Source organism: Isoptericola cucumis (genome assembly GCF_014635665.1).
Classification (GTDB): Bacteria; Actinomycetota; Actinomycetes; order Actinomycetales; family Cellulomonadaceae; genus Isoptericola; species Isoptericola cucumis.
In genome coordinates, this window is sequence record NZ_BMDG01000016.1 from 45514 (window position 1) to 71983 (window position 26470).

Genomic DNA, 26470 nt, shown 5'->3' on the forward strand with positions numbered 1-26470 from the left:
GGCAGGGAACGCCGCTCCCGTCTCAGGAGGTCGATCGTGGCCCGCACCGTCGCCGAACATCTCGTGGACCAGCTCGTCGCCGCCGGGGTGAAGCGCATCTACGGCATCGTCGGGGACTCCCTCAACCCCGTGGTGGACGCCGTGCGCCGCACGGAGGGCATCGACTGGGTGCACGTGCGCCACGAGGAGGCCGCCGCGTTCGCCGCGGCCGCGGACGCCGAGGTCACCGGCGGGCTCGCCGTGTGCGCCGGGTCGTGCGGGCCGGGCAACCTGCACCTCATCAACGGCCTCTACGACGCGAACCGCTCCGGCCTGCCGGTGCTGGCGATCGCGTCGCACATCCCGAGCCCGCAGATCGGCACGAAGTTCTTCCAGGAGACGCACCCGGACCGGATCTTCAACGAGGCGTCCGTGTTCTCCGAGATGATCTCGACGGCGGCCCAGCTCCCGCGCGTCACCCGGTCCGCGATCCAGCACGCGCTCGCCGCCCCCGGCGTCGCGGTGCTCACGCTGCCGGGCGACGTCGCCGACCAGCGGGTGCCCGACGACGACGCCCCGATCCTCGTGCCCGGCGCCTGCCCGGCGCGCGTCGTGCCGAACGACGCCGACGTCGAGGCCCTGGCCACCGCGATCAACAAGGCGAAGAAGGTCACGCTCTTCGTCGGCGCCGGCGCGCGCGGCGCCCGCGACGCGGTGCTCGAGCTGGCCGACCTCGCCGCCGCGCCCGTCGGCCACTCGCTGCGCGGCAAGGAGATCATCCAGTACGAGAACCCGCACGACGTCGGCATGTCGGGCCTGCTCGGGTACGGCTCGTGCCACGAGGCGATGCACGACGCCGACCTGCTGGTGCTGGTCGGCACCGACTTCCCGTACGACTCGTTCCTGCCCGCCGACGTGCGCACCGCGCAGATCGACATCGACGCGTCCCACCTGGGGCGCCGCACGCGGCTCGACCTGCCGGTGCACGGCGACGTCGGCGAGGCGCTGCGCCTGCTCAACCCGCTCGTGAAGCGCAAGAAGGACCGCAAGTTCCTGCGCGCCATGGTCGACAAGCACGCCGGGCTCATGACCAAGGTCGTGGGCGCCTACACCCGCAACGTCGAGAAGCACACGCCCATCCACCCGGAGTACGCGGCCGTGCAGCTCGACGAGACCGCGGCCGACGACGCCGTGTTCACCGTCGACACCGGCATGAACAACGTCTGGGCGGCGCGCTACCTCACGCCGAACGGCAGGCGGCGCGTCATCGGGTCGTTCATCCACGGGTCCATGGCGAACGCCCTGCCGCACGCGATCGGCGCCGCGTTCGCGCAGCCCGGCCGGCAGGTGGTCGCGCTCGCCGGCGACGGCGGCCTGTCGATGCTGCTGGGCGAGCTCATCACGGTGCGCACCTACGACCTGCCCGTGAAGATCGTCGTGTTCAACAACGCGACCCTCGGGATGGTGAAGCTCGAGATGCTCGTGGAGGGCCTGCCCTCGTACGGCACCGACTCGCCCCCGGTCGACTACCGCAACATCGGGCTCGCCGTCGGCATCCCGTCCGTGCGCGTCGAGAGGCCGCGCGACCTGCGCAAGGCGTTCAAGGACGGCCTCGACCGCAAGGGACCCGCGCTGATCGAGGTCGTCACCGACCCGAACGCCCTGTCCATCCCACCGTCGATCACGTCGGGCCAGATCCGCGGCTTCGCCACCGCCATGACCAAGCAGATCTTCGGCGGCGGCATGGGCGAGGTCATGTCCATGGCGCGCTCGAACCTGCGCAACCTGCCCCGTTAGAGCGCGGAGCGCCAGCGGGCGGCGACGTCGAGGAACGCGTCGTTCGCCTCGACCTCACCGATGCTCACGCGCAGCCCGTCGCCCGCGAACGGCCGTACCAGGACGCCGGCGGCGGACGCCTCGGCGGCGCGCTCCAGGGTCGCGTCGCCGAGGGGGAACCAGACGAAGTTCGCGTGCGTCCCGGGCAGGTCCCAGCCCTGCTCGCGCAGCGCCGCGGTGACGCGGTCGCGCTCGGCCACCAGCGCCGACACCCGCTCCAGCAGCTCGGTCTGCGCCGTCGGCTCGAGCGACGCGATCGCGGCCCGCTGCGCGACGTGCGAGACGCCGAACGGCGTGGACACCGCGCGGATCCCCGCGGCCAGGCGCGGCTCGGCGACGGCGTACCCGACCCGGAGGCCCGCCAGGCCGTACGCCTTGGACAGGGTGCGCAGCAGCACGACGTTGGCGTGACGGCGCAGCACGTCGACGCCGTCCGGCGCCTGCGGGTCGCGCACGAACTCCAGGTACGCCTCGTCCACGATCACGAGCACGTCGCGCGGGACGGCGGCGAGGAACTCCTCGAGCTCGCCCGCCTGCACCACCGGGCCGGTCGGGTTGTTCGGCGTGCACACCATGACGACGCGGGTGCGCGGCGTGACGGCCGCCGCCATGGCGGGCAGGTCGAGCCGCCCGTCGTCGCGCACCGGGACCGTGACGGCGGCGCCGCCCGCGACGGCGACCGTGATCGGGTACGCCTCGAAGGACCGCCACGGGAACACGACCTCGTCGCCGTGCTCGACGACGGCCTGCAGCACGTGGCCCAGCACGGCGACGGACCCGTTGCCGACCACGACCTGCTCGGCGGGGACCCCGACGTGCGCGGCGAGCGCCTCGACCAGCTCGGTGGCGAACATGTCCGGGTAGCGGTTCGTCTGCTCCGCGGCCCGGGTGATGGCCTCCAGCACCGACGGCAGCGGCGGGTACGGGTTCTCGTTCGACGACAGCTTCCAGAGCTTCGCCCCCGGAGCGGGACGCGCGCCCGGCACGTAGGCGGGCAGCGCGGCGACGGCGGCGCGCAGGGGGACGGTCAGCGGTTCAGCAGGGGTGGTCACAGCCGTCAAGGATGCCACCCGCGGGGCCGGGCGCGCTCGGACGCCGTTCGCGCCCGGCCTCCTGCCCCGTGGGGCCCTCACGTGCCACGATGACGGGATGAACTTCATCGTCCGCACCATCGTCACGGCGGTCGCCCTGTGGCTGAGCGACCTGATCTTCACGAACCTCGAGATCTACGGCGGCGACGACAGCACGCTGAACCGGATCCTCGTCATCCTCGGCGTGGCGCTGATCTTCACGATCGTCAGCAGCTTCGTGAAGCCGATCGTCAGCATCATCTCCATCCCGTTGCTGATCCTCACCCTCGGGCTGTTCTACCTGCTGATCAACGCGTTCATGCTGTGGCTGACCACGTGGATCACCGACCAGGGCTGGTTCGGCGACTGGGGCATCGACGTCACCGGCGGGTTCTGGTGGTTCATCTGGATCGCGCTGATCCTCGCGGTGCTGCAGGCGATCATCGGAGCGTTCGCCCCGAAGAAGGACTGAGCGCGTCGGGCCCGGGCGCCATCACGACGCCCGGGTCCGCCGGCTCGCGCCGGACGCCGTAGAACCGGGTCCGCGCGCGCTCGCCGCCGAGCAGCGCCTCGATGCGGCCCGCGACCCCCGCCACCTGCACGTTCCCCGACGCACGGGCCGCGGCGAGCGTGCGCAGGTGGGTGGGCATCGCGTGGGCGAGGGACAGGCTGCCCGACGCCGCCCGGTCGGCCGGGTCGGCCGACGCGCGCAGGGCGCGCCCCACCGTGACGCGGTCGGGGGCGGCGGGGTTCTCCGCCGTCGACCGGCCGTCCAGCGGCGAGACGAGCTCCTCGTCGTTCTCCAGGTGCAGCACGGGCACGCCCGCCGGGGTGCGGAACGTGGCCGTGGGCGAGCCGGCCGTCACGACGCCACCCACCCGGTGCCGCGCCCGGAAGGCCGGCGACGACGCGAGCGCGACGGCCGCGATCCCGCCGAGGCTGTGGCCCACGAGCACCACCGGCTCGTCGCGCGCCGCCCCGGCCTCCGCCAGCGCCCGGGTGACACCGTCGGTGACGTCGGCCGCCCGGTCGGCCATCAGCTCCAGGTCGGTGAGCCCGTCGAACGGGTTCGACGCCGAGACGGACGTCTGTGTGCCCGGCACCAGCACGGTCCACGACGTCGACCCGTCGTCGTGCGTCACCTCCTCGACCGCGACGGTGCCCGCGGGCGCCCCCGCCCCCGACCGACCCACGATCCCGCTGCCGTGGGGATAGAGGTCGGCGGTGCGGGCGAGCGCCTCGGCGACCGTGCCGGCCGGCCGGCCGGACCAGGCGGGCGTCCCGGCGGGGAACGCCGCCGCGGCGAGGGGCCACACCCGGACCTCCGAGTCCGGCATCGCGGCGCGCGCCAGCCCGCCCAGCGACCCCGCCGCGCCGGTCACGCTCGCGTCCCCGGCCGGGTGCCGGCTCGCGACGAGGCCCACGCCCCAGCCCAGCCCCGCGACCGCCTCGTCCGCCACCGGGGCGACGCCCCGCAGCAGGGCGCCGGCCGGGTCGTCGCCACCGGTCGTGACGACCCGGCCCGCCGGCGTCGCCGGGTCGCCGCCGACCGGCGCTGCGGGCGTCCGGCCGAGGGCGGCCCCGCGCGTCGCCCAGGTGGCGACGTCGCCCACGGCGTGCGCGCCCCAGCGCACGAACGGCTGCGCCAGGACCGCCCCGGCCGCGAGGCCGGCTGCCGCGGCGACGGTCGTCACGACACCGCCCGCCACCTGCTCCGCCGTCGACTCCGACCGGCGGTAGAGGCCGGCGGCGATCCGCAGCCGTGTCGCGAGCGCGGCCGCCCGGCGGGCGCGCTCCCCCAGCCGCGCGGCGGCGTCGCCCACCAGCGCGACGGCGCGCCCGCGGACCGCCGGGTCGCGCATCGCCCGGTCCAGGGCGACCTGGAGCCCGAGGAGGTCGGGCGCCCACAGCGACCGTTCGAGGGCGGTGTGCGCGACCGCGCACCGCGACGCCGCGCCCTGCAGCCGCGCGGCGGCGTCGTCGAGCAGCCCGGCCGCCGCCAGCACCGCGTCCGCGTCCACCCGGACCAGCGGTGGACCGCCGACGACGGTCAGGGTGTCCCGCGGGGGCAGGACGTCGGTCACGACCGCACCACCGCGACCGCCTCGCCGAGTACCCGCAGGTCGCCCTCGAGGGCGACCAGCAGCGCCGACACGCCCGCCCGGAACCCGTCGGCCGCCGGCGACTCCCACCCGACCGCCAGGCTGCGGCGCGCCGCCGCCGCGGCCTCCCCGACCGACGCGTGGGCGCCGAGCAGGTGGTCGAGGGCGGCGGCGGGGCTCAGGAGGTCGGGCGTCATGCCGGGGACGCTAGGGCCGGGCCTGGTCCGCGGGGCGCCGGCCTGCCCGTCCCGGTGGACGACCGCCCCTGGGGACGGCGTCGTGGCCCACGGGCGCCTGCCGGCGACCCGTGGGGTCAGTCGTCCGGCAGCGTGCCGTCGTGGGCGGCGAGCCGCTCCCGGTCGGACAGGATGTCGATGCCGGCGACCCGTCCGTCGCGCACCGTGAAGGCGAGCACCGAGAACACCGTGCCGTCGTCGAGCACGGTGACCAGCCCGGGCGAGCCGTCGACGAGCGCGAGCCGCGAGGACGCCGCCGTGCCGAAGTGCAGCCGCGCCTGCTCGGCCACGCCCCGCGCGCCCCGGACGAGCCGCGCGGCACCACCGGGCCCGTAGTCGACCCGCACGACCACCTCGGGGTCCAGGAGCGCCAGCAGGGCGTCGAAGTCCCCCGCCTGCGAGGCCGCGAGGTACGCCGCGACCACCTCGCGGCGGCGGGCCACGTCGTCCTGCACCGGGGTCGCGTCGCGCACCTTGCGACGCGCCCGGCTGGCGAGCTGGCGCGTGGCCGCCACCGACTTGTCCACGATGGGGGCGACGTCCTCGAACGGCACGGCGAACTGGTCGTGCAGGACGAACGCGACCCGCTCCGCCGGGGTGAGCGCGTCCAGGACGACCAGCAGCGCCTCCCCCAGCTCGTCGGACCGCACGGCCCGCTGCTCGGGGCCGTCCGCAGCCAGGACCGGGTCGGGCAGGTGCCCCGACCACTCGGCGTCCCAGCCGGTCTCGCGCCGCGTCGCACGCGACCGCAGCAGGTTGAGCGCGACCCGCGCGACGATCGTCGTGAGCCACCCGCCGAGGTTGTCCACGCCGTCCGCCCCGGCGGCGTGGGCGCGCACCCAGGCGTCCTGCACCGCGTCGTCGGCGTCGGCCGCGGAGCCGAGGACCCGGTAGGCCACCGACCGCAGGTGCGGTCGGTACGTCTCGAAGCCCTCGGCCAGAAGATCCGTGCTCACCTGTCACACTCCTCCGCCGCGGCGTGTCAGACCGGATGACAGCACCCGCTGCCGGTGCCCACCGAACCACAACCCTCGGACGCCGGCCACAGACCGAGGAGCACCCATGACCGACCTGACCTCGACCGACACCTTCGCCGAGGGCCTCGCCGGTGCCCTGACCGGACGCCTGCTGCGGCCCGGCGACGACGCCTTCGACCGGGCCGCCACCCCGTGGAACCTGGCCGTGCACCAGCCCGTCGCGGCCGTCGTCGAGGCCGCCGACGCGGACGACGTCGTCGCCACCGTGCGGCACGCGCGGGCGGCCGGCCGGGCCGTCGCCGCCCAGTCCACCGGGCACGGCGCGACCGGTGACACGGCGGACGCCGTCCTGCTGCGCACGGGGCGGCTCGACCGCGTCGAGGTGGACCCGGTGGCCCGCACCGCCCGCGTCGGTGCCGGGGCCTCGTGGCGGTCCGTGCAGGCCGCGGCGGCGCCGCACGGCCTCACCGGCCTGCTCGGCAGCGCCCCCGGCGTCGGCGTCGCCGGGTACACGCTCGGCGGCGGCCTGGGCTGGTTCAGCCGCGCCCACGGGCTGGCCGCCGACCACGTCCGGTCGTTCGACGTCGTGGACGCGGCGGGCGAGCCGGGCACCGTCACCGCGGACTCGGACGGCGAGCTGTTCTGGGCGCTGCGCGGCGGGGGCGGCGACCTGGCGGTCGTGACCGCCATGGAGATCGGCCTCGAACCGGTGCCGTCGTTCTCCGGCGGCAAGCTGGCCTGGCCCGCCGAGCGCGCCGCCGAGGTCCTCGACGTCTTCCGTGCGGTCACCGCGACCGCCCCGGCCGGGCTCAGCGTGTGGCTGTCCCGCGTCGAGGCGCCGGGCGCCCCGGCCGTCGTCGTGGTCCACGCCGCCCACCTGGGCGACGCGCCCGAGGCCCGTGCGCTGCTGCGGCCGTTCGCCGCGGTCCCCGGCGTCCTCGGTCCGGGTGTCGACGCCGCGATCGGGCCGGTCGGGCTCGCGGACGTCGGCGACATCACGGCCGACCCCACCGACCCGGCCGCGGGGCGGTCGCGCGCCGAGCTCCTGACCGGGGTCGACGGCCCGGAGGTCGAGCGGCTGTTCACGTCCTCGGTCGCGCCGCTGCTCCTGCTGCAGCTGCGGCACCTGGGCGGGGCGCTGGCGCACCCCGGGCCGGACGCGGGCGCGCTCGGGGCGATCGCCGAGCCCTACCTGCTGTACGGCTTCGGGCTCGCCTTCGGGCCCGGGCTCGCGGCGGCCGTCGGCGACAGGCTCGCTGCCCTGCCCGCCGAGCTCGCCGGGACGGCCACGGGCCGCACGCCGGCGACGTTCCTCGCCCCCGGGGAGCGCGCCGCGGCCGCGTACGACGACGCCGCCCTCGCACGGCTGACGGACCTCAAGCGCTCTCGCGACCCGCAGGGCACGATCCGCGGGGCCTACCCGCTCCTCGGCTGACCGCCCCTCGGCCGTCCGTCCCGTCGTGGGAGAATGTGCGCCGTGACCTCCTCCGCGCCGCAGACCGTCCAGCCCGCCCGCGTGAACCTCGCCGACGTCACGCCGCCCCTCGCGCTCGGCCCGCTCGACGGCCGCTACCGGGGCGCCGTCGCACCGCTGGTGGACCACCTCAGCGAGGCCGCGCTCAACCGGGCGCGCATCCACGTCGAGGTCGAGTGGCTGATCACGCTCTGCAACGGGACCGCGGGGGCCGGTGCGCCGGGCGCCGTCGTGCCCGGCGCACCGTCGCTGTCCGACGCGGAGATCGCCTACCTGCGGCAGGTCCCCGCCACCTTCGGCGCCGACGAGATCGCCGAGCTCGGCGCCATCGAGCGCGAGACGGTGCACGACGTCAAGGCCGTCGAGTACTTCATCAAGCGCCGGATCGCGGCCGCGCCCGACGTGCTGGGCACCACGAACCTGCCGGCCGCGAGCGAGCTCGTGCACTTCGCCTGCACCAGCGAGGACATCAACAACCTCTCCTACGCGCTGATGGTGCAGGGCGCGGTGCGCGACGTGTGGCTGCCCGCCGCCGAGGCGCTGGCCGACCAGCTCGCCGACATGGCCCGCGAGCTCGCCCGGGTGCCGATGCTGAGCCGCACGCACGGCCAGCCCGCCACCCCGACGACGATGGGCAAGGAGCTCGCGGTGCTCACCCACCGCCTGCGCCGGCAGCTGCGCCGCGTCGAGGGCGCGGAGTACCTGGGCAAGCTCAACGGCGCCACCGGCACCTACGGCGCGCACGTCGTCGCCGTGCCGGGTGCCGACTGGCCCGCGGTGTCGAAGGCGTTCGTCGAGCACCTGGGCCTCGTCTGGAACCCGCTGACCACGCAGATCGAGTCGCACGACTGGCAGGCCGAGGTCTACGCGGACGTCGCCCGGTTCAACCGCATCCTGCACAACCTCGCGACCGACGTGTGGACATACATCTCGCTCGGCTTCTTCAAGCAGATCCCCGTCGCGGGCGCGACGGGCTCGTCGACGATGCCGCACAAGGTCAACCCGATCCGGTTCGAGAACGCCGAGGCGAACCTCGAGATCTCCTGCTCGCTGCTGGACACGCTGTCCGCGACGCTCGTGACGAGCCGCCTGCAGCGCGACCTCACCGACTCCACGACGCAGCGCAACATCGGCCCGGCGTTCGGCCACTCCTTGCTCGCGATCGACAACGTCCGTCGCGGTCTCAAGGCTCTCGACGTCAACGCCGAGCTCATGGCCGACGACCTCGACGCCAACTGGGAGGTGCTCGGCGAGCCCGTCCAGTCGGCGATGCGCGCCGCGTCCGTCGCCGGCGTCGAAGGTATGGAGAACCCCTACGAGCGGCTCAAGGAGCTCACCCGCGGGCAGCGCGTCGACGCCGCTCGGATGCGTGAGTTCGTCGCCGGGCTCGGGCTGCCCGACGACGTCGCCGCCCGCCTCGCCGAGCTCACCCCCCAGTCGTACACCGGCGTCGCCGCCCGGCTCGTCGAGGACTACCTGGCCTGAGGTTCGACGTCAGCCTCGCGCCGAGGGCACTCTCGTTTCGAGGGGTGCCGGCACGGCAGGATCGCGTCCGCCTCAGCACGCACCGATTCTCCGTTGCAGGGATTCCCTGCTGACCAGGATTCGTGACCGCCCCGTAGGCCGATCTCCTGCTACGCCGACACCCCTCGAAACGACAATGCCGTCGGGTCGAGTTCCGCTCAGGCGTCAGGCCGTCGTAGGCCCGCCGACGGCGGAAGACCACCCATCGGCGGGATCGACGACGTCCAGCTGCGCGAGGGATGCAACGACGTGACCGATCCGGCCCAGACCGAGGGCGACCGCGACGCATCCCAGCACTCCGACGGTGGCGAGAAGACCACCGGTGGCGACATGGGAGAGCACGATCATCCCGGTCCCCGTGAACCAGGGCTGGATCCCGAGGAGCCCCTGCGCCATCGTCAGGACGGGCAGCGCCGCACCCAGTGCGGCCACCTTTCCCCGTGCGCGCGGGCGTGCAGCCGCACCTCCGAGGGACGAGACGGAAGCCCGCTGCGCGACGGCCACGGCGAGGACCGACTGGCCGACCGTCCAGCCCACCCACGTGCGGATGCCCACGTCACCGAGCGAGAGAGTCCAGGTCAGCGACCCGAGCACCCGCGCCGCGGGAACATCAGGACGAGCGGCAACAGGGCCACGAGCCGGGCTCGGCGCCGTCGAGCAGGTGCCCAGCCTCTCGGCCTCGTGCGCACGAGATCCCGTACCCGTGTGCCGGACCCGCGCCGCGAGCGCGGACAGGATGAGGAACGCCGGTTCGTGCAGCGGTCTGGATGCCATGCCCGGAACCACACTCTTGTCACGAAGGCATTGCCTCGGACACGCCCGACCGGGCCAGCAGGCGGGACACCTCGTCCTCGGTGAGCGACGGCGCCAGCAGCTCGAGCCACTCGCGCAGTTCGCCGGCGGCGAGGTCGCGGTGCTCGGTCGGGGAACCCGGGCGCCGGACGGTCACGGCGGACTCCGTGACGGTCACGTGGCGGCCCGGCAGGTGCCTGGCGACGACGAGACCCTGCGTGAAGTGCGAGCCGGGGTACGTGCTCGTGTAGTGGTGGCCGATCTCGACGTCCTGGGGCACCACCGGGTGCTCGTCGGTCGAGTGCATGGGCTCCCACCCGTGCCCGCGGGCGCGGGCGAGCCGCCAGACCGCCCGGTCGCCGTCCCGCGTGACGCGGAACCGCCAGCCGCCGCCCTGCTCGGCGACGTGCCCGTCGACGAGCGGGACCGGACGCACCAGGCCCATGCCGAAGCCCGGGTCGCACAGCAGCCGCTGGCCGTCCAGCACGACCTCGACGACCAGGTGCGTGCGCCCCGACACGGGGACGGCGGCCGGGTCGCCGACGCGGGCGAGACGTCGCACGACCGGGTAGCCGAGCCGCTCCAGCGCGGCGGCAAGGATGGTCGAGTGCTCGAAGCAGTAGCCGCCCCGGCCGCGCCCGACGAACTTGCCCTGCACCGCCTCGAGCCCCACCCCGGGGTGCTGCCCGAGCAGCACGTCGACGTTGTCGAAGGTGAAGGTCCGCACGTGCTGCTCGACCAGCTCGTCGAGCGCCGCCCGGCTCGGTGTCCGCGCGTCGAGTCCCAGCCGCTCGAGGTACCCCCGCAGGTCGAGCTGCGCGGCCTGCCAGTCGTCGCGGGTCGTCACGACGCCACCTCCGCCAGGGCAGCCGGGGGACGAGCGGCGCGCAGCGTCCACCCCCACCAGATCAGCCGGTCGAGCATCGCGCGCATCGCCCGGTCGGGCCCCGCCGGGGAGCCAAGGCACCCACCGTCGTCGAACATGTCCCAGACCCGCACCAGCGTGACCGACTCCCGGACCGTGACCGCGTCCAGCTCCGCGAAGACCTGCCGCAGCTGCTCGACGGAGCGCGCCCCGCCCGCGCCGCCGCCGTAGGAGACGAACGCGACCGGCTTGGCCTGCCACTCGTCCACGACCGAGTCGATCGCGGTCTTCAGGTAGCCGGGGTAGCCGTGGTTGTACTCGGGCGTCAGGACGACGAAGGCGTCGGCCGCGTCGACGCGCGAGCGCCACCGCTCCGTGTCTCCCCCGCCGTCGAGCCCGGCGGGCAGGTCGAGCTCCATGAGGTCGACGACGTCGAGACAGGTCCCCCCGTGCGCCACGATGCGGGCGGTGGCCCAGGCGGCGACGGTCGATCCGAACCGGTCGGGGCGGACGCTCGCGACGACGAGCACGACGCGAAGATCGGCAGTGGGGTGGGACATGGCCTTTCCTCTCTCGGTCAGGAGTGGTGCGGGGCGGTGCCGGTGGTGGTGCGGACGACGAGCTCCGTGGGCAGGAGCACGCGGTGGGCGGTGAACGACGGGTCGAGGAGCATCCGGCCCAGCGTGCGGCCCTTCTCCCGGACCGGTTGGTGGACGGTCGTCAGCCCTTCCTGGGCCGCCTGCGGCAGGTCGTCGAAACCCGTGACGGAGACGTCCACCCCCGGCCGGACGCCACGGCTGCGGAGGGCCTCGAGCACCCCGAGCGCCAGGACGTCGGACGTGGCGACGACGGCGGTGACCCACGGGTCGCGCGCGAGGATCGCGTCCACGGCACGACGGCCCGACCGCGCCGTGTTGGTGCCGGCGTCCACGACCATCACCTCGTGGGGCTCCAGCGCCTCCCGGACACCCTCGAGACGGCGCCGCGCGTACGGGAAGAGCGGCCGGTGGTCGGCGGGCTCGACCCGGGGCCTGCCGTCACCGGTGCTGTCGGCGACGAACGCGACCCGCCGGTGCCCCAGGCTCCGCAGGTGCTCGCCGAGCGCCCTGCCCGCGCCGGCGTCGTCGACGACCACGCTGCGCCCGCCGCCCTCGTCGGTGGTGCGCACGAGCGGGACGTCCCGCTCGGCGAGCACCCGCAGCATCGGGTGGTCCGGCTGGACGCCGTCGGCGATGGCCCCGTCGACCGCCGCCCGGCGCACGCCGTGCACCAGGCGCATCTCCTCGTCGCGCGAGTACGTGCGGGACGAGACGTGGGGACCCACCGGCATGAGAAGGATGTTGGAGCCTGCCTCCGTCGCGACGTCCGCGATGCCGGCGAGCAGCGTGGTGCAGTAGGGGTCGTCGAACGCGTAGGTGAGCGCCTGCGCGAAGAGCATGCCGATCGAACCGGTGCGCCGGCTGCGCAACGAGCTGGCGGTCGGGTCGGGGCCGGCGTAGCCCATGCGGTCGGCGACGTCGAGGATCCGTTCCCGCACGGCGCCGGAGAGCTGCTCGGGTCGGTTGTACGCGTTCGACACCGTCGCCGGCGAGACGCCGGCGGCCGCGGCCACCGTCTTGATGCTCGGTCTGCTCGTCATGGCTCTTCCGCTCGACGACCCTCGGGCTTCTTGATCGATTTAGTAGAACGTATCAGGAGATCGGGGCGAGTCAACAGGTTCAGGTGCGGATCCGCGCGGTCAGCGCACCATGGACTGCCGGCCGACGACGGCGAGGAGCGCGAGCTTCTCCTCCGCCTCGGAGCGGGGCGGCGCGGTGAGCACGAGCAGCGCCTGCGTCTGGTCCTCGGTGAACAGCACCTGGCAGTCCAGCTCGACGGGCCCGACCTGCGGGTGCATCAGCGTCTTGTGGTCGGCGAAGCGCTGGTGCACCTCGTGCCGGTCCCACAGCTCGGCGAACTCGGCGCTGCGCGCCTGCAGCTCGCGCACGAGCTCCCCCGCCCGCGAGCGCGGCCCGAGCATCCCGTGCGCCACGCGCAGCGTGGAGACGAGCGCGCGCCCCTGACGGTCGCGGTCGTCGTCGGGGTAGAGCTCGCGCTCGACGGGGTCGGTGAACCAGCGGTAGACGTCGCTGCGCGCCCACCCGGTCAGTGCGGAGCGGTCGCCCAGCAGCGCGACGGCGAGGTCGTTCGCGACCAGCGTCTCGCCCAGGGCGGACAGGACCAGCGCGGGAGTGTCCGCCAGCCTGTCGAGCACCCGTAGCAGCGCCGGGGAGACGTGCGACGACATGGTCATCCGGTCCGGGGTCCCGCGGCCGGCGACCCGGAACAGGTAGTCCCGCTCGTCGTCGGACAGGCGCAGCGCCCGCGCGAGGGAGGCCAGCATCTGCTCGCTGGGCTGCGGGCCGCGCTGCTGCTCCAGGCGGGTGTAGTAGTCCGCCGACATGGCCGCGAGCGCCGCGACCTCCTCGCGTCGCAGGCCGGCGGTCCGGCGCCGCGCACCCTCGGGCAGCCCCACGTCCCCGGGTCGTACGGACTCCCGGCGTCGGCGGAGGAACTCCGCGAGGGCTGCTCGGTCCATGCGGACCATCGTCCGACGGCGCCGCGCGCTCCGCCAGGCCCCAGCCAGGGACCGCCGGTCCCCCGATGACCGGTCCTCTCCCGCCCCGCGCGACGCCGGCGCACGGTGAGGACATGGACCTCACCACCAGCACCGTCTTCATCCCTGGCGCGACCAGCGGCATCGGTCTCGCGCTGGCCCTGCGGCTCCGGGCCCGCGGGGCCACCGTGGTCGTGGGCGGCCGCCGCACCGCGCTGCTCGACGAGATCGCCGCCGCGCACCCCGGCGTCGACACCGTCCGCATCGACACCGCGGACCCCGACAGCATCGACGCCGCACGACGCGAGGTGCTCGACCGGCGCCCCGACCTCGACGTGGTCGTCGCGATGGCCGGCATCATGCAGGCCGAGGACTGGACGTCCGACGACTTCCTCGCCACGGCCGAGCGCACGGTCACCACGAACCTGCTCGGCCCGATCCGGCTGGCCGCCGCGTTCCTCCCGCACCTGCGGGGGCGCGCGGACGCCGCCTTCGTCACGGTGTCGTCGGGCCTGGCGCACGTGCCGCTCGCCGCGACGCCCACCTACAACGCGACCAAGGCGGCGGTGCACCGGCTGAGCGAGGGCATCCGGCTCCAGCTCGAGCCGGCGGGCGTGCGGGTGCTGGAGATCGTGCCGCCCGCCGTGCGCACCGGGCTCATGCCCGGCCAGGAGGACAACCCCGTCGCGATGCCGCTCGACGCCTTCGCGGACGAGGTGGTCGACCTCCTGGTCTCGCAGCCGGACGCCCGCGAGATCCTGGTCGAGGGCGTGAAGTTCCTCCGGTTCGCCGAGACGTCAGGTACCTACGACGCGACCGTCGCGCGCCTCAACGCGACAGACCGGCACGCCGTCTGACCGGGCCTCAGGGGCGCGACTTGCGCAGGTACTTCGCCGCGAGGAAGCCGTACTTGCTGCCGGCCTTGACCTTCACCCAGCCGTTCTTCGTCGGGTGGATCATGGCCACCGCGGTGCCCTTGCTCAGGCTCGCGCGGACGGCCGACGACGTGGTGGGCTTGGCCCGCAGCCGCAGGCCGTTCACCTGCACGTACCTCGTGCCCAACGACGTCGTGGTGGGCGAGACGTAGTACGCGTGCATCCAGCCGACCGTGCCGTTGCGGTTGACCTTGCGCCAGACGCCCGAGCCGTCTCCCGGCTTGGCGGTGAGCTTGAGGTTCACCCCGACCGTCTTGAGCACCCGGTAGTCCGTGCCCGGGCCGGAGCGGAGGTTGACGCTCGTCGTCGTGAAGTACTTGCACGACGTCGGCACGACCCGCTTGTTGGCCCACGCCGCACCCCGCCTGAGGTCGGCGCCGTGGTTCTTCATCCACGGCAGCGGGTCGGCGGTGCGGCCCGAGCCCTTGTAGGCGTTCTTCCAGATCTCCAGGTGCAGGTGCGGGGCGGTCGACGTGCCCGTGCTGCCGACCTGCGCGATCCGCTGGCCACGCTTGACGTTCTTGCCCGCCTTCACGAACCGGTCGCCGTCGATGACGTGCCCGTACACGTGGAAGACCTTGCCCTCGGTCGCGTTGGTGCGGATCACCACGACCTGGCCGAACCCGGTGGCGGACCCCGCCTTGACGACCCTCCCGGGCGCGACGGCCTTGATCGTGGTGCCGCGCCTGGCGCTCATGTCCTGGCCCTGGTGGTACGTGGACGCGCCGCGGATCGGCATGCACCGTGGGCCGTAGTAGGACGACAGCCCGTACGAACCGTCGGGCAGCGGGCGTACCGCGGCCTCGGCCGCGCCTGCCCCGACGAGGCCGGTGGCGGCGGCCAGGGCCCCGGCGAGCCCCATGGCGATGCCGGTCGTGGCGATACGGCGTGCGAGTCCCATGTCCCTGCCCTCCCCGTGCGGAGGGCCCCGTTGCCCCCCGTGGCGCACGGTAACCATGCCGACGGCCGGAGCGCGCGGGATGACGGTCGCAAACCTTCCCTGGCACGCGCGAGTGTGAAACTCTCTTACCGTCCCGCCCGTCGTCCCGACCACGACCGCTCGACCGGAGGAACTGCAATGACGCACCCCGACTCGACAGCCACGACCACCCCGACCGTCCCGACGGCGCGTGCCCTCGACCGCCGCGGCTTCATCACGCTGGCGAGCGCCGGCCTGGCCGGCTCCGCCCTGTCCGTCACCGTCGGGTCGATGACGCCCGCGGGCGCCGCGACGTCCACGGACACCCCGGTCGCGTCGTCCGCCGCGGCGCTCCCGGCCGCGCGCAAGCGCGAGCTGCGGGCGATGTGGATCTCGTCGGTGGTGAACATCGACTGGCCGTCGCGCACCGGCCTGAGCGCGGACGAGCTCAAGGCGGAGTACCTGCACTGGCTGGACGTCGCCGCCGACATGAACCTCAACGCCGTGTTCGTCCAGGTGCGCCCCACGGCGGACGCGTTCTGGCCCAGCCCGTACGAGCCCTGGTCGCAGTACCTCACCGGCACGCAGGGCGGCGACCCCGGCTTCGACCCGCTGCGCTTCGTGGTCACCGAGACGCACCGGCGCAACCTCGAGCTGCACACCTGGTACAACCCGTACCGGGTGTCGATGCAGACCGACCCGTCCCGGCTGGTGCCCGAGCACCCGGCGCGGCAGCACCCCGACTGGGTGTGGCCGTACGGCGGCAAGCTGTACTTCGACCCGGGGCTGCCCGAGGCGCGCGAGCACATCTACCGCGCCATCCTGCACAGCGTCGAGCACTACGACATCGACGGCGTCCACTTCGACGACTACTTCTACCCGTACCCCGTGGCGGGCCAGACGCTGCCCGACGCCGCCACCTACGCGGCGCACGGGGCCGGCTTCGACACCATCGAGGCGTGGCGCCGGAACAACGTGGACGAGTTCGTCCGGGAGGTCTCCGAGCGCATCAAGGCGCTCAAGCCCTGGGTCAAGTTCGGCATCAGCCCGTTCGGCATCTGGCGCAACGCCGCGACGGACCCGCGCGGGTCGGACACGAACGGGTCGCAGAGCTACGACAACCAGTTCGCCGACACCCGCCGGTGGGTGCTCGAGGGGTGGCTCGACTACGTCAACCCGCAGATCTACTGGCAGCTCGGACTCGCCGTCGCCGACTACCGCAAGCTCGTGCCGTGGTGGGCCGACGTCGCCGCGCAGTCGGGCGCCCACCTGTACGTCGGCGAGGCGCTGTACAAGGTGACGTCCGGGGTGTTCACCGACCCGGCCGAGCTGAGCAACCACCTCACCTACTGCGCCGAGGTCACGGAGGCCGGCACGCCCGTGCACGGCAACGTGCACTTCTCCGCGGTGCACGTGCCGCAGGACCCGCAGGGCTCGATGTCCCGGGTGCGCGCCGACCACTACGCCCACCCCGCCCTGGTCCCCGCGATGCCGCACCTGCCACGCACGCCGGTGCGCGTCCCCGTGCTGACGCACGTCGGCGCCACCGGCGACGGGGTGGAGCTGCACTGGGTGGACGCGGCGCCGCACCGCGCCCGGGCGACGTCGTTCGCCGTCTACCGCGTGCCCGGACGACACGGCGGACCCGACGCCGTCGACGTGGACGACGCGACCCACCTCCTCGCCACCGTCCGGTCGTCGGGGCGGGTGCTGCAGCAGCTCACCGACACGACGGCCTTGCCCGGCGAGCGGTACACCTACGTGGTGACGGCGCTCGACCGGGTGTGGAACGAGTCGGGCCCGAGCCGCCCCCGCCACGTCTAGGCCGGACGCACGACGCCGAACGGTTGCACCGAGCCATCAACCGGGACACTGTGACCTGTGCCACCATTGCAGACCTGGAACAGGAGTCGATGATGCCTCGCACCGGTCCAGCGCTCCGGCGCACCCTCGCCCTCGCCCTCACGGCGGCCACGGCCGTCGCGGGCGTCTCCGCCGCGGCACCGCCCGCCACCCCCGAGGCCGCTCCCGCCCAGGCCGCCGGCCACGGCGGCGGCGGGGGCGGCCACGGCGGCGGGGGCGGCGCCGACCAGGTGGTGACCTGGGGCGCGAGCGCCGACACCGTCCCCGGGTCGCTCGACGACCAGACGGTCCGCAACCTGGTGCACACCAGCATCGGCGGGCGGAACGTCCGGGTCGAGGTGTCGAACGCGTTCGGCACCGAGCCCGTGACGTTCGACTCCGTGTACGCCGGGATCCCCGCCGACGAGGACGACCCGGCCGCCGACCTCGCGCCCGGCAGCAACCACGAGGTGACGTTCTCCGGCAGCTCGAGCGTCACCGTGCCGCCCGGCGCGCAGGCGCTGAGCGACCCGGTGGACTGGGACGTCCCCGCCGACACGACGCTCGCGGTGAGCGTGCACGCCGCGGGCGAGCAGGGCGCGCTCACCGGCCACAACCTCGCGATGTCGACCACCTACGTCTCCGAGCCCGGCGACGTCGCCGCCGACGAGAGCGGCGACGCCTACACGCAGACCGAGGAGCACTGGTACTGGGTGACCGGCCTGGTCGTGGACGCGCCGCGCCAGGTCGACACCCTCGCCCTGCTGGGCGACTCGATCACCGACGGGCACAGCTCGACCGTCGACGCGAACCACCGCTGGCCGGACCTCCTCGCGGACCGGCTCGCCGAGGAGCCGCTCCCCCATCGGTACGGCGTGATGAACCAGGGCATCTCCGGCAACCGCGTGCTGGTCGACAGCGCCGGGGTGAGCGCCCAGGCGCGCTTCGACCGCGACGTCCTGGCGAAGCCCGACGTCGAGACCGTGGTCCTGCTCGAGGGCATCAACGACATCGGCAACGGCGACGCCACCTCCGCGGACCAGCTCGTCGCGGCGTACCGGCAGCTCATCGCCCGCGCCCACGCGGCGGACGTGTGCATCGTCGGCGCGACGCTCACCCCGTTCGAGGGCGCCTTCTACTACAGCGAGGCCAAGGAGGAGGTGCGCGCCGGGGTGAACGAGTGGATCCGCACCAGCGGCGAGTTCGACGCGGTCATCGACTTCGACGCCGCCGTCCGCGACCCGGAGAACCCGCTCGCGATGCTGCCCGCGTACGACATCGGCGACAACCTGCACCCCAACGACGCCGGCTACCAGGCGATGGCGGACGCCGTCGACCTGGACGTCCTCGACTGCGACCGGTGAGCCGCCCGGCGCCGGCCGCGCGACGGCCGGCGCCGGTCAGTCGAGGAAGATCCCGTTGCCCGGCCCCACCGGCAGGTCGAGGAAGAAGAACGCCGTCAGGATCGCCGCCCACACCACCCAGAAGCAGACGGTGAACGGCAGCAGCCGCGCCATGACGGTGCCGAGCCCGGCCTCGGGCTCCCAGCGCCGCAGGAACGTCAGCAGCACGATCATGTACGGGTTGAGCGGCGTGATGATCTGCGTGGCGGAGTCCCCGACGCGGAACGCGGCCTGCACGAAGCCCGGCTCGTAGCCGATGAGCGCGAACATGGGGACGAAGACGGCCGCCATCAGCGTCCACAGCGCCGAGCCGGAGATGATGAACAGGTTCAGCAGCGACGCGACGACGAGGAAGCCGAGGATCGCGCCGTAGCCGGTGAGCCCGACCGACTCCAGCGCCGACGCCCCCGACACCGCGATCCACTGCCCCACGCCGGACCAGTTGAACAGCGCGATGAACTGGCCGAGCACGAACGCCAGCACGACGAACCCGATCATGTCGCGCAGCGCCTGGCCGAACATGATCGGCACGTCCTCGATCCGGCGCACGGTGCCCACGGCTCGGCCGAAGGCCACCGCCGGGACCAGGAACATCGTGAAGACGATGAACACGATCGAGCTCAGCAGCGGCGACTCGGGCAGGAAGCCGCCGTCCTCGTTGCGCCAGGGCGAGCCGGGCACCAGCACGGCCGCGGCCATCACCACGGCGACGGCGAGCCCCGCGAGCAGCGCGTGGCGCAGCCCGCGTCGCTCGTCCGGCGTCGTCGCGGCGGACGTCGACGCGAGCGGGTCGTCGCCGTCGTCGGCGACCTGCTCCACGGGGACGCCCTGGCGCCGGATCCGCGGCTCGAGCACCTTGTCGATGAGGAAGCCGGCCAGCAGCGCCAGGACGACCGACGAGACGGCGTTGAAGAACCAGTTCGACAGCGGGTTCACGGGGTCGCCCGGGTTCGGCAGGATCTGCACGACCGAGCTCGTGATGCCCGCGAAGAGCGCGTCCAGGCTGGTGACCAGGATGTTCGTCGAGTACCCGGCGCCGGCGGCGGCGAAGCCGCCGAGCAGCCCCGCCACGGGGTGGCGCCCGGCGGCCCGGAACACCATCGCCGCCAGCGGCGGGATGATGATGAACGCCGTGTCGGCCATGACGCTGCCGAGCACGCCGACGAACCCGACCGCGTAGGCGAGCGCCCAGCGGGGCGCCGAACCGAAGACGACCCGCACGGCGGCGGGAAGCAGCCCCGACTTCTCGGCGACGCCCACGGCCATGAGGATGGGCAGCACGGTCACCAGCGGCGGGAAGCCGACGAAGTTGGCGCCGAGGTTCTCGGTCAGCCACGTCATCCCCTCGGCCGTGAACAGGCCCTTGACCTCGACGACCTCGTCGGTGCCCGGCATCTGCACCGTGACGCCCGCGAGCGCCATGCCCGTGGACGCCACCGCGATGACGGCGAAGAGGACGAGGAACAGGGTGAACGGCTCGGGCAGGCGGTTCCCGACCCGTTCCACGGCGGCGAGGAAGCGGTCGGTGCGGGATCGTGCGTCGACGGCGCTGGTCACGCGACCCGACGATAGTGGCCCCGGTCACATTACTGACCCCTGGGCGCGCCGACATCCCTACGATGCCTGACATGACCGCGACCACACCCGGCGACCGGCCGAGCACCGCGTACCTCGACCACCTCGCGTCCGAGACCGAGGCCCGGCGGGGGGCCACCGTGGCGCCCGACGTCGCCCCGTCGTCGCTGCCGGAGGCGGTCGCGGCCGCCGTCGAGCGCGCGGCCGAGGCGCTGGAGCCCGAGCTGCGCGAGATCGTCGAGCGGCTGCACGCGGACCCGGAGCCCGCGTTCGAGGAGCACCGCAGCGCCGCCACGCTCGTCGAGGTCCTCGCCCGGCACGGGGTCACGGCCGAGCTCGGGGCCCACGGGGTCGAGACCGCGTTCCGCGCGGAGCTGGGCGACGGCGCCGGGCCCACCGTCGCGATCTGCGCCGAGTACGACGCGCTGCCCGGGATCGGGCACGCGTGCGGGCACAACGTCATCGCTGCCGCCGGGGTGGGGGCGTTCCTCGCGCTGCAGGGGGTCATGACCGGCGACGGCGCGCCCGCCGGCCGCGTCGTCCTGCTGGGCACCCCGGCCGAGGAGGGGCACACCGGCAAGGAGGTGCTGGCCCGCGCCGGGGCGTTCGACGACGTGGACGCCGCGATCATGGTGCACCCGTACGGGCAGGACGTCGCCGACCAGGTGTGGCTGGGCCGCCGGCTGCTCACCTGGACCTTCACGGGCCGGCCCGCGCACGCGTCGGCGCAGCCGTTCATGGGCCGCAACGCGCTGGACGCGGCGAACCTCGCCTACCAGGCCATCGGCCTGCTGCGGCAGCAGATGCCGCCGGTGGACCGCGTGCACGCGACGATCGTCGAGGGCGGCACCCGGCCCAGCATCATCACCGAGCGTGCCGTGATGCGACTGTACGCCCGGTCGAAGTACCCCGACACCCTGCGCGACCTGTCCGCCCGGCTGGACGACGTCGCCCGCGGCGCGGCGCTCATGACCGGCACCGAGGTGGAGATCGCGTGGGACGACGGCGCGCTGCCGAGCCTGCCGGTGCGCACCAACGCCGCGCTCACCGCACGCTGGGTGGCGGCGCAGCGGCGGCGCGGCCGGGACCCGCTGCCGGCGGGCGTGGTCTCCGAGACGCTCGCGGCGTCCACCGACTTCGGCAACGTGTCGTTCCGGGTGCCGGGGATGCACCCGCTGATCCAGGTCTCGGGCCCCGAGGTGGCCCTGCACAGCGCCGAGTTCGCCGATGCCGCGGCCGGTCCCGACGCCGTGCGGGCCGCCGTCGACGGCGCGTTCGGGCTCGCGACGACCGCCCTCGAGTACCTCGCCGACGACGCGCTGCGGACCGCCGTGCACGACGAGTTCGTCGCGCACGGCGGCCCGCTGGACGTGCCGCGCTACTTCGAGTGAGGCAGGGTCAGCTGCCGGACGTCACCCCGATGTTCGCGGGGACCTTGCCCGGCACGTCGCCGCGCAGCACGGTCGCCTTCGCGGCGGTCCGCTCGTCGGTCACCGTGAACCGCAGGGTCTCGGTGAACTCGCGGCCGCGGTTGTCGGTCGCGCTGACCTCGGCGGTGTGGGTGCCCTCGTCGAGGTCCGCCGGGAGCGGCAGCCGCCACAGGTGCGCGTTCGACTGCGTGACCCCGCCGCTGGTGAGCAGGTTGCGCGTGGCCGCGAACGTGTCGGAGTACTCCCACCCCGTCGCCAGCGCCTCGCCCTGCATGGGCTGCGAGTGCTCGGCCTCGACCTCGGCGCCGCCGTCGATCGACACCTCGACGCGGGCGTCCGTGGAGCCGGCGTAGAAGTTGGCGGTCAGCCAGCTCTCGCCGGCCAGGTCCTCGGCGGAGACGACGCCCTCGTCACCGAGCGCGGGCGCGTCGCCCTCCTTGCCGCCGTCGCGCCACTCGAGCTGCTTGGCGGCCCACTCGCGCCAGTGCGGCGTGTTCACGCCGAGCGCGAGCTGCAGGTCGTCGGACTCCCCGCGGATCGTGTACCGCTCGGAGAACTCGTTGCCGTCCAGCTCGAGCGTGAGCACGCCGGGGCGCGCACCGTCCGTCATGAACGCGTACGGCAGGCCCTGCTCGTCGAGGCCGCCGGAGTACCAGTTGCCCGACACGGCGCCGGCCACGAGCTGGGTGTGCTCGAGCTCCTCGACGCCGCCGGCCGCCCACTCCTCGCGGGTGTCGCCCGGGAGCAGGTTCTCCAGCATGTGCGTGTGGCCGCCGATCGTGACGGCGTTGCGCCCCTCCAGCACGTCGTACAGCTCCGCGGCGTTGTCGGTGACGACCATGCGGTGGTCGACGATCGGCGCGTGCGCGGCGACGACGACGAGCTTGTTCGCCGGCACCTCGGCGAGGTCGTTCTCCAGCCACTCGAGCTGCTGGTCGTCGATCGCCTCCTTGTAGCCGCCGTTCTTGCCGCCCTCCTTGGCGCCGTTGTAGATGACGTTGTCCAGCACGACGACGTGCGCCTGCCCGACGTCGTAGGAGAAGTAGCCGGGCCCGAACTGGTGGCGGAACGTGTCGAGGGCGTGCGTGTCGTCCGCCGCGTCGTAGTCCATGTCGTGGTTGCCGGGCGTCGCGCGGACGGGCCCGTTGGCGTCGGCGTAGATGTCCTTGAGCGCCGGGTTGAGGCTCAGGTCGTCGCCCACGTTGTCGCCGAGCATGAGGATGCCGCAGCTGGCGTAGTCGTCGCGGGCCATGAGGTCCGCCACGGCGCCGTCGCGGGCGTAGCCCATCTCGGTCATGTTGTACGCCTGCGTGTCGGAGGCGATCGGGCAGCTCTGCTGCGCCTTGCCGGTCGCCTTGGACTTCGCCAGCGGGAAGTTCACCGCCTCCGGCAGCTCGCCGGTGGCGGGGATGCCGCCGTACTTCAGCTCCGGCGACCCCTCGGGCAGGTGGTTGTAGCTGAACTGGGCGATCTGGTGCTCGTCCACCGGCACCTGGTAGCCCGCGGGCTGGGTGACGAAGACGGTCATGTTGTCGAAGGCAGGGATGCTGTAGCGGCCCTGGCCGTCGGTGGTGGCGACGTCGCGGCCGTTGGAGACCGTCACGCCGGCGATGCCCTTCTCCCGGCGGTCCTGCGTGGAGTCCTCGTCCCGGTCGTGGAACACGGTGCCGGTGAGCACCTCGGGGTCGGCGGCCTCGCCGCGGACCACCTCCACGTGGCCGGTGTAGGGGTCGTAGGACGCGCCGTCGCCGGATGGTGCGGCGCTCGCGCCCGGCGCGACGAGGAACAGCCCGACGATGGGGGCGATCCCTGCGACTGCGCAGGTCAGACGTGTGCTGCGGGGGCTCATGTACTTCCTCCGAGATCGATGTGATCGGTGAGAGCGGATCGAGTACACGCCCTGGCCAAGGGCGCTCCGGCATGCCGACGACGACGTTATGCAGCCCGGGCAACCGTCTGGTGACGGCCGGTGGCCGGTCAGCCGAACGTCAGGAGCTCCTCCGCGAACTCTCGGCGAACTCTGCCGAGGGCGGGCCGCACCGGTTGCGGTCCCGCGGGTGCGCGGCTACCCGCATGGCTGCGCGCGGCCTGTCCGGCCCTGGGCGCGGCCCCACGTAGCATGCTGCGAATGATCGAGACGTACCCCGCACTCACGCTGCTGCCGCCGCTGGTGGCGATCGTGCTCGTGGTGATCACCAAGAAGGTGCTCGTCAGCCTCGGCGTCGGTGCCCTGACGGCGGCGCTGCTGGTGGCGGACTTCGCTCCCCTCGAGACCCTGCGGCTGGTCTGGGGCGCGTTCGCGGGCATCTTCTGGGCGGACGGGGCGCTCAACGCGTCGAACGTCTACATCCTGGCGTTCCTGCTGATGCTGGGCGTGACGACGGCGTTCGTCATGATGTCGGGCGGCACGCGGGCGTTCGCGGACTGGGCGATGACGCGCATCCGCACGCGCCGCGGGGCGCAGGTGCTGCCGGCCGTGCTCGGCATCATCATCTTCATCGACGACTACTTCAACGCCCTCGCCGTGGGCCAGGTGAGCCGCCCGGTGACCGACCGGCATCGGGTGTCCCGCGCCAAGCTCGCGTACATCATCGACTCGACGTCGGCGCCCGTGTCGGTGCTCGCGCCGATCTCCAGCTGGGGCGCGTACATCATGGGGCTGCTCGTGCCGATCGTGGCGGCGACGACGCTCGACCTCGGCAGCGTGGAGGCGTTCCTCGGCGCCGCCGCCGCCAACTACTACGCGATCGCCGCGCTGGTGCTGGTGTGGCTGGTGGCGCTGCTCGGGATCGACCTGAAGCCGATGCGGGCGGAGGAGGAGCGCGCCGTCACCGAGGGCCGCCCGTTCGCCGACGCCGCCGACCTGCCGGGGCGCCTGTCCGAGGACCTGCCCGTCCACCACCCCGGCGCCAAGCGGGCGCTCGTCGTGCCGTTCGTGCTGCTGGTCGTCGGCGTGCTCGCGGGGATCGTGTGGACCGGTCACGTCGCGTCGGGCAGCTGGAACCCCGTCGACGTCCTGGCCGCGACCGACTCCTCCCAGGCCCTGATGTGGGGCGGCATCGCGGGCCTCGTCTCGGCCGTCGCCCTGTACCTGCGCTACACGGCGCCCAACCCGCGGTTCGCGGCGGGGACGTTCGGCCGGGGCTGGTCGGAGGGCGTGCGCTCGATGCTGCCCGCCGTGCAGATCCTCGTGCTGGCCTGGATGCTCGCGGCGCTGATCGACGAGCTCGGCACCGGCGCCTACCTGGGCGGGCTCGTGGAGGGCGCCAGCATCCCGACGGCGTGGCTGGTGCCGCTCGTGTTCCTCGTCGCGCTCGGGATGGCGTTCGCGACCGGGACGTCGTGGGGGTCGTTCGGGCTCCTGCTGCCCCTGGTGGGCGGCATCATCGCCTCGACGGACTCGCCCGAGCTGCTGCTGCCCGCGATGGGTGCCGTGCTGGCCGGCGCCGTCGGCGGGGACCACGCGTCACCCATCTCGGACACGACGATCCTGTCCGCCACCGGGGCGAGCTGCAACGTCATCACGCATGTGCTGACGCAGCTGCCGTACTTCGCGGTCGCGGCCGGGTGCGCGCTGCTCGGCTACGTCGCCGTCGCGCTGGGCGCCGGCACGCTCGTCGGCCTGCTGGTGACACTGGCCGGGCTCGCGGTCTTCACCGTCGTCGCGCGCCTCGCGACGCGTCCGGTCGCCGTCCCCGCCTGAGCGTCCGCTCCCGAGCCCTCAGCTCTCGACGGGCAGCCCGCGGGACGACCAGCTCACCATGCCGCCGTCGAGGTTGACCGCGTCGTAACCGACGGCCTCGACGAGGAAGCGGGTGGCCTGCGCCGACCGGCCGCCCGTGCGGCAGACGACGAAGACCGGCGCGTCCGCGTCGAGCTCGGCGTGGCGGGCGGGCAGCTCGGCCAGCGGGATGTGCACCGCGCCGGGGGCGTGCCCGGCGTCCCACTCGTCCTGCTCGCGCACGTCCAGCAGGGTCGCGCCCTCGGGCAGCGGCGCGGCGGGGTCCAGGTCGCGCACGTCGAGGGTCGGCACGTCGGGCTGCATCGGCGGGAACATGCCACCAGGGTAGGCGCCGCGCCCGGCGGGCGAGGGCCCGTTCGAGGTCCGGTCAGTCGAGGGCCCAGGCGAAGGCCCGCTCCACGAACGCCCGTGCGTCGTGCGTCACGACCGGCCCGTGGGCGAGCACGACCTGCGAGAAGTCCCAGTCGAGCACCCGGCGCACGCTGGCGCGCAGCGCGCCGCGGTCCCGGAAGGACAGCCTGATGTCGACCGACGTCCCGCCGTCGGGTGCCGCCACGCCGCCCCACCGCTTGACCGCGTTGGAGAACGCGCGGCCGGGCAGCTGCTGGTGCACCTGGACGACGTCGCCGAGGACCAGGGTGCGCGACCGGCGGTGGAAGAAGCAGACCTCCTCGAGGAGCCTGCTGCCCAGGAGCGGAGCCTGGTCGAGGTCCGCGGCCCACGCCGCGGGCGGATCGGCACCGAGCACCCCCGACAGCGGCAGGGTCGTCCGCCGCAGCGTGACCGGGGTGTGGCGCACCGACCACAGCTCGGCGTCGGGGAACAGCTCGTGCCAGGCGTCGAGCCGCCACACGTGGCGGGGCGTGTTCGACACCAGGTGGCGCACCGGCCCGATCCCCGTCAGCCGCGTCAGGGTCTCGTAGCTCGCCGGGACCGGCGACTCGACCCACAACGACCCGTCGGACAGCGTGACGACCGTCATCCGCGTGGTGAACGGCATCCCCGTGTCACGGACCACGGGGCCGTCGACCACGACCAGACCGTCACCGAGCTCCGACCATCCGCTCATCCGTCCACGCTATCCGCGCCGTCCCGTCGAGGCTATGGCGGGCATAGGACGATCGGTGGTTCCCCGGGCGGCGCACGGCCGGGAGGGTGTGAGCATCGCCGACC

At 73.9% G+C, this 26470-nt stretch carries 23 protein-coding genes; 9 read left to right on the forward strand and 14 right to left on the reverse strand.

Annotation, left to right across the window (positions count from 1 at the left end):
* Window positions 1–36 precede the first annotated feature (36 nt).
* On the forward strand, window positions 37–1776 hold the full coding sequence (locus tag IEW03_RS18870; protein ID WP_229738436.1) for a pyruvate dehydrogenase: 1740 nt from the start codon (window positions 37–39) through the stop codon (window positions 1774–1776).
* Here the strand turns inward: IEW03_RS18870 and hisC are convergent.
* A complete protein-coding gene (gene hisC / locus IEW03_RS18875; protein WP_308808260.1) occupies window positions 1773–2867 on the reverse strand; it encodes a histidinol-phosphate transaminase in 1095 nt (364 codons plus the stop codon). The two genes, IEW03_RS18870 and hisC, sit on opposite strands and share 4 nt — an antisense overlap.
* 97 nt (window positions 2868–2964) lie before the next feature.
* Here hisC and IEW03_RS18880 point away from each other — a divergent pair, with 97 nt between their 5' ends.
* Window positions 2965–3357, forward strand: a complete 393-nt coding sequence (locus tag IEW03_RS18880) for a phage holin family protein (RefSeq protein WP_188525263.1) — start codon at window positions 2965–2967, stop codon at window positions 3355–3357.
* Here IEW03_RS18880 and IEW03_RS18885 read toward each other — a convergent pair.
* From IEW03_RS18885 to IEW03_RS18895, 3 genes are all read right to left on the reverse strand, one after another.
* Window positions 3326–4969, reverse strand: coding sequence for a hypothetical protein (locus IEW03_RS18885; RefSeq protein WP_188525264.1), 1644 nt, complete (start codon window positions 4967–4969; stop codon window positions 3326–3328). The two genes, IEW03_RS18880 and IEW03_RS18885, sit on opposite strands and share 32 nt — an antisense overlap.
* A complete protein-coding gene (locus IEW03_RS18890) occupies window positions 4966–5184 on the reverse strand; it encodes a hypothetical protein (RefSeq protein WP_188525265.1) in 219 nt (72 codons plus the stop codon). Before IEW03_RS18890 ends, IEW03_RS18885 begins: the two co-directional genes overlap by 4 nt.
* 116 nt (window positions 5185–5300) lie before the next feature.
* A complete protein-coding gene (locus IEW03_RS18895; protein WP_188525266.1) occupies window positions 5301–6179 on the reverse strand; it encodes a sigma-70 family RNA polymerase sigma factor in 879 nt (292 codons plus the stop codon).
* A gap of 106 nt (window positions 6180–6285) precedes the next feature.
* Between IEW03_RS18895 and IEW03_RS18900 the strand changes: the two genes are divergently transcribed.
* Together IEW03_RS18900 and purB are read left to right on the forward strand one after the other, a co-directional pair.
* Window positions 6286–7635, forward strand: a complete 1350-nt coding sequence (locus tag IEW03_RS18900) for an FAD-binding oxidoreductase (protein ID WP_188525267.1) — start codon at window positions 6286–6288, stop codon at window positions 7633–7635.
* A 33-nt stretch (window positions 7636–7668) separates the two neighbouring features.
* Window positions 7669–9159 (forward strand): adenylosuccinate lyase, encoded by a 1491-nt coding sequence (gene purB, locus IEW03_RS18905; protein WP_188525268.1) that lies wholly within the window; start codon window positions 7669–7671, stop codon window positions 9157–9159.
* Between the two features lie 204 nt (window positions 9160–9363).
* On the opposite strand, the gene IEW03_RS18910 is transcribed toward purB, so the two are convergent.
* The 5 genes from IEW03_RS18910 to IEW03_RS18930 form a co-directional block, all read right to left on the reverse strand.
* Entirely contained in the window at window positions 9364–9972 is a 609-nt protein-coding gene (locus IEW03_RS18910; RefSeq protein ID WP_188525269.1) for a hypothetical protein, read from the reverse strand.
* A gap of 19 nt (window positions 9973–9991) precedes the next feature.
* Entirely contained in the window at window positions 9992–10837 is an 846-nt protein-coding gene (locus IEW03_RS18915; protein WP_188525270.1) for an arylamine N-acetyltransferase family protein, read from the reverse strand.
* Complete coding sequence (locus IEW03_RS18920) at window positions 10834–11415, reverse strand: NADPH-dependent FMN reductase (protein ID WP_188525271.1); 582 nt, start codon at window positions 11413–11415, stop codon at window positions 10834–10836. The genes IEW03_RS18915 and IEW03_RS18920 overlap by 4 nt, the downstream gene beginning before the upstream one ends.
* A 17-nt stretch (window positions 11416–11432) precedes the next feature.
* Entirely contained in the window at window positions 11433–12494 is a 1062-nt protein-coding gene (locus tag IEW03_RS18925) for a LacI family DNA-binding transcriptional regulator (RefSeq protein ID WP_188525272.1), read from the reverse strand.
* 99 nt (window positions 12495–12593) lie between these two features.
* On the reverse strand, window positions 12594–13433 hold the full coding sequence (locus tag IEW03_RS18930) for a helix-turn-helix transcriptional regulator (protein WP_188525273.1): 840 nt from the start codon (window positions 13431–13433) through the stop codon (window positions 12594–12596).
* Window positions 13434–13546: 113 nt separating this feature from the next.
* On the opposite strand from IEW03_RS18930, the gene IEW03_RS18935 reads away from it, so the two are divergent.
* Window positions 13547–14308 (forward strand): SDR family oxidoreductase, encoded by a 762-nt coding sequence (locus IEW03_RS18935; protein ID WP_188525274.1) that lies wholly within the window; start codon window positions 13547–13549, stop codon window positions 14306–14308.
* 7 nt (window positions 14309–14315) lie between these two features.
* Here IEW03_RS18935 and IEW03_RS18940 read toward each other — a convergent pair whose 3' ends face one another.
* Window positions 14316–15287, reverse strand: coding sequence for a peptidoglycan DD-metalloendopeptidase family protein (locus tag IEW03_RS18940; RefSeq protein WP_188525275.1), 972 nt, complete (start codon window positions 15285–15287; stop codon window positions 14316–14318).
* A 177-nt stretch (window positions 15288–15464) separates the two neighbouring features.
* On the opposite strand from IEW03_RS18940, the gene IEW03_RS18945 reads away from it, so the two are divergent.
* Together IEW03_RS18945 and IEW03_RS18950 are read left to right on the forward strand one after the other, a co-directional pair.
* Complete coding sequence (locus tag IEW03_RS18945) at window positions 15465–17129, forward strand: glycoside hydrolase family 10-like protein (protein WP_188525276.1); 1665 nt, start codon at window positions 15465–15467, stop codon at window positions 17127–17129.
* A gap of 92 nt (window positions 17130–17221) precedes the next feature.
* The gene (locus tag IEW03_RS18950) at window positions 17222–18511 is read left to right on the forward strand and encodes an SGNH/GDSL hydrolase family protein (RefSeq protein ID WP_188525277.1); all 1290 of its coding nucleotides are present in this window, start codon (window positions 17222–17224) and stop codon (window positions 18509–18511) included.
* Window positions 18512–18547: 36 nt separating this feature from the next.
* Here the strand turns inward: IEW03_RS18950 and IEW03_RS18955 are convergent, their stop codons facing one another.
* Window positions 18548–20107 carry an AbgT family transporter gene (locus IEW03_RS18955; protein ID WP_188525278.1) on the reverse strand — a complete coding sequence of 520 codons (1560 nt, stop codon included), beginning with the start codon at window positions 20105–20107 and terminating at the stop codon, window positions 18548–18550.
* 62 nt (window positions 20108–20169) lie between these two features.
* Between IEW03_RS18955 and IEW03_RS18960 the strand changes: the two genes are divergently transcribed.
* Complete coding sequence (locus IEW03_RS18960; protein ID WP_188525279.1) at window positions 20170–21516, forward strand: M20 family metallopeptidase; 1347 nt, start codon at window positions 20170–20172, stop codon at window positions 21514–21516.
* 7 nt (window positions 21517–21523) lie between these two features.
* Here the strand turns inward: IEW03_RS18960 and IEW03_RS18965 are convergent, their stop codons facing one another.
* Window positions 21524–23404 (reverse strand): calcineurin-like phosphoesterase C-terminal domain-containing protein, encoded by a 1881-nt coding sequence (locus tag IEW03_RS18965; protein WP_188525280.1) that lies wholly within the window; start codon window positions 23402–23404, stop codon window positions 21524–21526.
* A 279-nt stretch (window positions 23405–23683) separates the two neighbouring features.
* On the opposite strand from IEW03_RS18965, the gene IEW03_RS18970 reads away from it, so the two are divergent.
* Window positions 23684–25258: a Na+/H+ antiporter NhaC family protein gene (locus IEW03_RS18970; RefSeq protein ID WP_188525281.1), complete on the forward strand. Its 1575-nt coding sequence runs from the start codon at window positions 23684–23686 to the stop codon at window positions 25256–25258.
* Between the two features lie 18 nt (window positions 25259–25276).
* Here the strand turns inward: IEW03_RS18970 and IEW03_RS18975 are convergent, their stop codons facing one another.
* Window positions 25277–25612, reverse strand: a complete 336-nt coding sequence (locus tag IEW03_RS18975; RefSeq protein WP_188525282.1) for a rhodanese-like domain-containing protein — start codon at window positions 25610–25612, stop codon at window positions 25277–25279.
* A 52-nt stretch (window positions 25613–25664) separates the two neighbouring features.
* Entirely contained in the window at window positions 25665–26366 is a 702-nt protein-coding gene (locus IEW03_RS18980; protein WP_188525283.1) for a DUF4336 domain-containing protein, read from the reverse strand.
* Window positions 26367–26470 lie beyond the last annotated feature (104 nt).

Coding starts and splice junctions, on each gene's coding strand:
- IEW03_RS18880 (WP_188525263.1), top strand. CDS start 2,965: ATGAACTTCATCGTCCGCACCATCGTCACGGCGGTCGCCCTGTGGCTG.
- IEW03_RS18890 (WP_188525265.1), bottom strand. CDS start 5,184: ATGACGCCCGACCTCCTGAGCCCCGCCGCCGCCCTCGACCACCTGCTC.
- IEW03_RS18900 (WP_188525267.1), top strand. CDS start 6,286: ATGACCGACCTGACCTCGACCGACACCTTCGCCGAGGGCCTCGCCGGT.
- purB (WP_188525268.1), top strand. CDS start 7,669: ATGTGCGCCGTGACCTCCTCCGCGCCGCAGACCGTCCAGCCCGCCCGC.
- IEW03_RS18910 (WP_188525269.1), bottom strand. CDS start 9,972: ATGGCATCCAGACCGCTGCACGAACCGGCGTTCCTCATCCTGTCCGCG.
- IEW03_RS18920 (WP_188525271.1), bottom strand. CDS start 11,415: ATGTCCCACCCCACTGCCGATCTTCGCGTCGTGCTCGTCGTCGCGAGC.
- IEW03_RS18925 (WP_188525272.1), bottom strand. CDS start 12,494: ATGACGAGCAGACCGAGCATCAAGACGGTGGCCGCGGCCGCCGGCGTC.
- IEW03_RS18930 (WP_188525273.1), bottom strand. CDS start 13,433: ATGGACCGAGCAGCCCTCGCGGAGTTCCTCCGCCGACGCCGGGAGTCC.
- IEW03_RS18935 (WP_188525274.1), top strand. CDS start 13,547: ATGGACCTCACCACCAGCACCGTCTTCATCCCTGGCGCGACCAGCGGC.
- IEW03_RS18940 (WP_188525275.1), bottom strand. CDS start 15,287: ATGGGACTCGCACGCCGTATCGCCACGACCGGCATCGCCATGGGGCTC.
- IEW03_RS18945 (WP_188525276.1), top strand. CDS start 15,465: ATGACGCACCCCGACTCGACAGCCACGACCACCCCGACCGTCCCGACG.
- IEW03_RS18950 (WP_188525277.1), top strand. CDS start 17,222: ATGCCTCGCACCGGTCCAGCGCTCCGGCGCACCCTCGCCCTCGCCCTC.
- IEW03_RS18960 (WP_188525279.1), top strand. CDS start 20,170: ATGCCTGACATGACCGCGACCACACCCGGCGACCGGCCGAGCACCGCG.
- IEW03_RS18965 (WP_188525280.1), bottom strand. CDS start 23,404: ATGAGCCCCCGCAGCACACGTCTGACCTGCGCAGTCGCAGGGATCGCC.
- IEW03_RS18970 (WP_188525281.1), top strand. CDS start 23,684: ATGATCGAGACGTACCCCGCACTCACGCTGCTGCCGCCGCTGGTGGCG.
- IEW03_RS18975 (WP_188525282.1), bottom strand. CDS start 25,612: ATGTTCCCGCCGATGCAGCCCGACGTGCCGACCCTCGACGTGCGCGAC.
- IEW03_RS18980 (WP_188525283.1), bottom strand. CDS start 26,366: ATGAGCGGATGGTCGGAGCTCGGTGACGGTCTGGTCGTGGTCGACGGC.